Annotated in this window: 5 protein-coding genes; 4 read left to right on the top strand and 1 reads right to left on the bottom strand. The window is 59.0% G+C overall.

The window, feature by feature from the left end; translation table 11 throughout:
• The first annotated feature begins 229 nt into the window (after positions 1-229).
• On the top strand, positions 230-952 hold the full coding sequence (locus AC3WN7_RS28520; protein WP_095968239.1) for a pirin family protein: 723 nt from the start codon (positions 230-232) through the stop codon (positions 950-952).
• A 41-nt stretch (positions 953-993) separates the two neighbouring features.
• Here AC3WN7_RS28520 and AC3WN7_RS28515 read toward each other — a convergent pair whose 3' ends face one another.
• Positions 994-2,058, bottom strand: a complete 1,065-nt coding sequence (locus AC3WN7_RS28515; RefSeq protein ID WP_095968240.1) for an AraC family transcriptional regulator — start codon at positions 2,056-2,058, stop codon at positions 994-996.
• Positions 2,059-2,220: 162 nt separating this feature from the next.
• On the opposite strand from AC3WN7_RS28515, the gene AC3WN7_RS28510 reads away from it, so the two are divergent.
• The 3 genes from AC3WN7_RS28510 (at position 2,221) to AC3WN7_RS28500 (ending at position 4,221) form a co-directional block, all read left to right on the top strand.
• A complete protein-coding gene (locus AC3WN7_RS28510) occupies positions 2,221-3,072 on the top strand; it encodes a 3-hydroxybutyryl-CoA dehydrogenase (RefSeq protein WP_102675842.1) in 852 nt (283 codons plus the stop codon).
• Complete coding sequence (locus AC3WN7_RS28505; RefSeq protein ID WP_095968242.1) at positions 3,059-3,718, top strand: TetR/AcrR family transcriptional regulator; 660 nt, start codon at positions 3,059-3,061, stop codon at positions 3,716-3,718. The genes AC3WN7_RS28510 and AC3WN7_RS28505 overlap by 14 nt, the downstream gene beginning before the upstream one ends.
• An 89-nt stretch (positions 3,719-3,807) precedes the next feature.
• Complete coding sequence (locus tag AC3WN7_RS28500) at positions 3,808-4,221, top strand: VOC family protein (protein ID WP_102675843.1); 414 nt, start codon at positions 3,808-3,810, stop codon at positions 4,219-4,221.
• The last annotated feature ends 208 nt before the right edge of the window (positions 4,222-4,429 follow it).

The following is a 4,429-nucleotide window of genomic DNA, read 5'->3' as shown; positions in this document are numbered from 1 at the left end:
AGTCAGCATGGATGTTGATTGACCCACCGCATTCGCGAGCAAGCCCGCTCCCACAAAAGACATGCCATTCATCAGGGCCAAATATCGGAACAGAATAGCTGGTTTGTGCTCATAAACTGTCAACCATAACGAGACAGTATTTCAATTTACACCTACTTATTGAATCAAATGGTAAATATTAACCTTCTCCTCACTCGGACGAATTCACGTCCCCACAGGAGATTTCATCATGCTGACTCTTCGCAAAGCCTCGGATCGTGGTCTGGCCAATCACGGCTGGCTGAAGTCATTCCACACCTTTTCCTTTGCCAACTACCGCAATCCGAAAGAGCAGGGTTTTTCCGACCTGTTGGTGATCAACGACGACCGCGTCGCCGCCGGCAAAGGCTTCGGCCAGCACCCGCACCGCGACATGGAGATCTTCTCCTATGTGCTTGAGGGTGCCCTGGAACACAAGGACACCCTGGGCACCGGGTCGGTGATCCGCCCCGGCGATGTGCAACTGATGAGCGCTGGCAGCGGCGTGGCCCACAGTGAGTTCAACCACTCCAGCACACGGCCGGTGCACTTTCTGCAGATCTGGATCGTGCCCGACGTCAGCGGCGCCAAACCGCGCTATCAGCAGGAGCACTTCAGCACCCGGAAAAAACGCGGGCGCCTGCAGCTGATCATCTCGCCGGACGGCGCCAAGGGTTCGCTGAAGGTGCGTCAGGATGCACGGGTGTATGCCGGCCTGATCGACGGCCAGGAAAGCGCCGCCCTGGAACTGGCCGCCAACCGTTATGCCTACGTGCACGTGGCCCGGGGCAGCGTCGAACTCAACGGCGTGTTGTTGCAGGAAGGCGACGGTGTGCGGGTTCGTGATGAACAGGCACTGACCTTGAGCAACGGCGTGGACGCTGAAGTATTGGTCTTCGACCTGCGTCCGCAGGAACTGCCGGAAATGCCATGACCGATCCCTGTGGGAGCGAGCCTACTCGCGAAGGCGGAGTGTCAGACGACATCCCTGTTGAATGACCTATCGCTTTCGCGAGCAGGCTCGCTCCCACAGTCCCCCTGATAACGGGCCCGATAGCGCCCAGGGCTTTCCCCGGTCCACTTCTTGAACGCCCGATGGAAGGCGCTGGGCTCCTGGAAGCCCAGTTGCTCGGCGATGTCGCTGATGCTCGCGTCGCTCTGACGCAATTGCTCAAAGGCCACGCCGCGCCGTACTTCGTCCTTGATCTCCTGATAGGAACAGCCTTCGCGCTCCAGCTTGCGGCGGAAGGTGCTGGGGCTCAGGTGCTGTTCCAGGGCAAAGGCCTGCAACGTCGGCCATTCACTGTAGTGACTGCCGCGCAAACGCTGATGAACCTGCGATGCCAAGCCATGCTGGTTACGAAAGCGGATCACCAGCCATTGCGGCGCGGTGCGCAGAAACACTTTCAGCGATGCCAGGTCCTGGACCACAGGCAGGCGCAAGTAGTGGCTGGCAAATTCGATTTCAGTGCGCTCGGCACCGAAGGTTAGGTTGGGCCCCCAAAGCAGGCGGTCGTCACTCAGCGACAGGCGCGAATGGCGGAAGTCCGCACGGTCAATGGGAATGCGCCGCCCGCCCAGCCAGCACAGCAGACTGATCATCAACACCAGGAAGGTTTCTTCACCAAACCGGCTGGCATCGTTGTCCTCCGAACGGGTTTGCAGGCTGATGACCGCACGCTTGCCCCGCACGGCCAGCGAGCCACGAAAGTCGCGCAGGAACAGCCCGAAGTTGGCCAGGCACTGACGCATGGCCTTGTGCAGATCGGGCTCCTGAATCAGGGCGCGGCAAATCAGGGCGAAACTGCCCGGCGGCATGCCATGGGAATCGAGCCCGAAAAACTCGTCGTCGAGCTCGCGGATCTGAATCAGCCACAACGCCGCAAACGCATTGGCCGGCACCCGCGCCGTGGGTTGTTGCATGACCGCCGGATCAATACCCGCCTGTTCGAGCACGGCCGTCACGCGCTGCGGATCGTCCCTCAGCCCATGGATCATTGCCTGCACGAAATAGGCGGCAACCGAGTCCTTTTCCCGCATTGGTTCGCTTCTCTCTCATCACCCGAATGGCAAAAAACATCAGTGCCGTTGAACAGTTTTGGCATAGGACAACCGCCCTGCCGGCTCTAGACTCGCGGCAATAGTACGCCTTCGACCGCAATCGCGGCCAAGGTATCGCAGGGTTTGATCGAAGGACGGAAAATGAATCTGCAAAACATTGGTGTAATCGGCGCAGGCACCATGGGCAACGGCATCGCACAAGTCTGTGCCATGGCCGGTTTCAACGTGACCTTGCTCGACATCTCTGAAAGCGCATTGCAAAAAGCCGTCGCGACGGTCGGTAAAAACCTGGACAGGCAGATCGCCAAGCAAACCCTGACGCCAGAGCAGAAACAGGCCACCCTTAACAAAATCCGCACCAGCACCGATTACTGCGTCCTGCGTGACGCGCAACTGGTCATCGAAGCGGCCACTGAAAATCTCGACCTGAAACTGCGTGTGCTGCAACAGATCGCCGCGCAAGTCAGCAGCGAATGCGTCATTGCCTCCAATACCTCGTCGCTGTCGATCACCCAACTGGCCGCCAGTGTCAGCCAGCCAGAGCGCTTCATCGGCCTGCATTTCTTCAACCCGGTGCCAGTAATGGGCCTGATCGAAGTCATCCGCGGCCTGCAAACCAGTGACGCGACCCACCAACTGGCGCTGGACATGGCGACCACCCTCGGCAAAACCGCGATCACCGCCGGCAACCGTCCGGGCTTCGTGGTCAACCGGATCCTGGTGCCGATGATCAACGAGGCGATCCTGGTGTTCCAGGAAGGCCTGGCCAGCGCCGAAGACATCGACGCCGGCATGCGCCTGGGCTGCAACCAGCCTATCGGCCCGTTGGCCCTGGCGGACCTGATTGGCCTGGATACCCTGTTGTCGATCCTCGAAGCCTTCTATGAAGGATTCAACGACAGCAAATATCGCCCGGCGCCATTGCTCAAGGAAATGGTCGCTGCCGGTTACCTGGGGCGCAAGACGGGGCGCGGCTTCCATGCCTATGCCTGAGCGTTGCTCGCGCTTTGCCGAGTACCGGGACAAGGTCCTGGAGCTGTTTGCCTGCAAGGGGTTCGGCCAGGTCGGCATGCGTGAGCTCGCGACGTGCCTGGGGCTCTCCCCAGGCTCGCTGTATCACCATTACCCCAGCAAACAGCATCTGCTGCTGGACCTGATCGAGGAGTTCTACGAGGAGCTGCTGGCCACTCTGGGACGCATCCAGCAAAAAGCGCCCGGCAAACGCGACAAACTCAACAGCCTGATCCGTGCCCATCTGAATCTGCACCGGGAGATGCCTTGGCATTTCCGCCTGGTGGAGCGCGACAGCGGTTGCCTGAACGAAGAGCAACAGGCTCGGGTTCAACAATTGCGCGAGCAATACGAACGCACGTTGCTGAAGATGCTGGGCGCGAAGTCCCGCTTCAGCGAGCAAGGCCTGCTGGCCGCCGGGCATGCCATTGGTGCGCTGCTCAACAGTGCCCCCAGCTGGCTCACACCCCATGTGCTGGACGAGCAGGAACGTGAGGAGCTGCTGGAAAGCATGGTCAGCGGCGCCATCGAACGAGTGCTTGCGCCGCGGCGTGTGCCGGAGGCGATAAGCCTCGCGCGTCCTATGGAAAAAACATCTAAAGAAACACAAGCTCCGACAAAGATTTAGCGCTTTGCTTGTCGGCTCGACACAATCGGAATTCGCCGAAAAAACCGGCGTCCAAACCGATGTATGCACTCGAGCACCTGGAGCCGACCATGAAAATCAATCCCTACCTTATCTTCAACGGCGACTGCAAAGACGCCTTCACGTTCTACGCAAAGTGCCTGCAAGGCCAGATCGAAGCCATGTTGACCTTTGGTGAAACTCCTGCGGGTGAGCATTTCCCCAAGGGTCTGCACAACCTGATCATCCATACCCGCCTGATCGTGGGCGATCAGGCGATCATGGGGTCGGACACCACACCGGATCGCCCCGTCGATAAAATGAGTGCCTGCTCGATTTCACTCAACGTCGACAGCATTGCCGAGGCCGAGCGGGTGTTCAATGCACTGGCGGACGGTGGCAGTGTGCAGATGCCACTGGAGGCCACGTTCTGGGCAGCGCGCTTCGGCATGCTCGTCGACCGTTTTGGTGTGTCGTGGATGGTCAATTGCGAAAAGGATCAGTGAACGGCCTTCGTCGATCGACAGAAATGAAGGCACAAGAAAGCCCAGCCTGAAACGGTTGGGCTTTATCTGTGTGTCGCTGCAAGCGCTGGAGCACACACTGGAGCGGTTTGGGCAGCAGTTTGAATTTCCTACGGACAAAAACAAAACCCCAACTGCTTTCGCAATTGGGGTTTCGGAATTTAATCTTGACGATGACCTACTCTCACAT

This window comes from Pseudomonas sp. FW305-70 (assembly GCF_058783925.1).
Note: the sequence above shows the minus strand (reverse complement) of the source record. Positions and strands in the feature narration are given on the sequence as shown.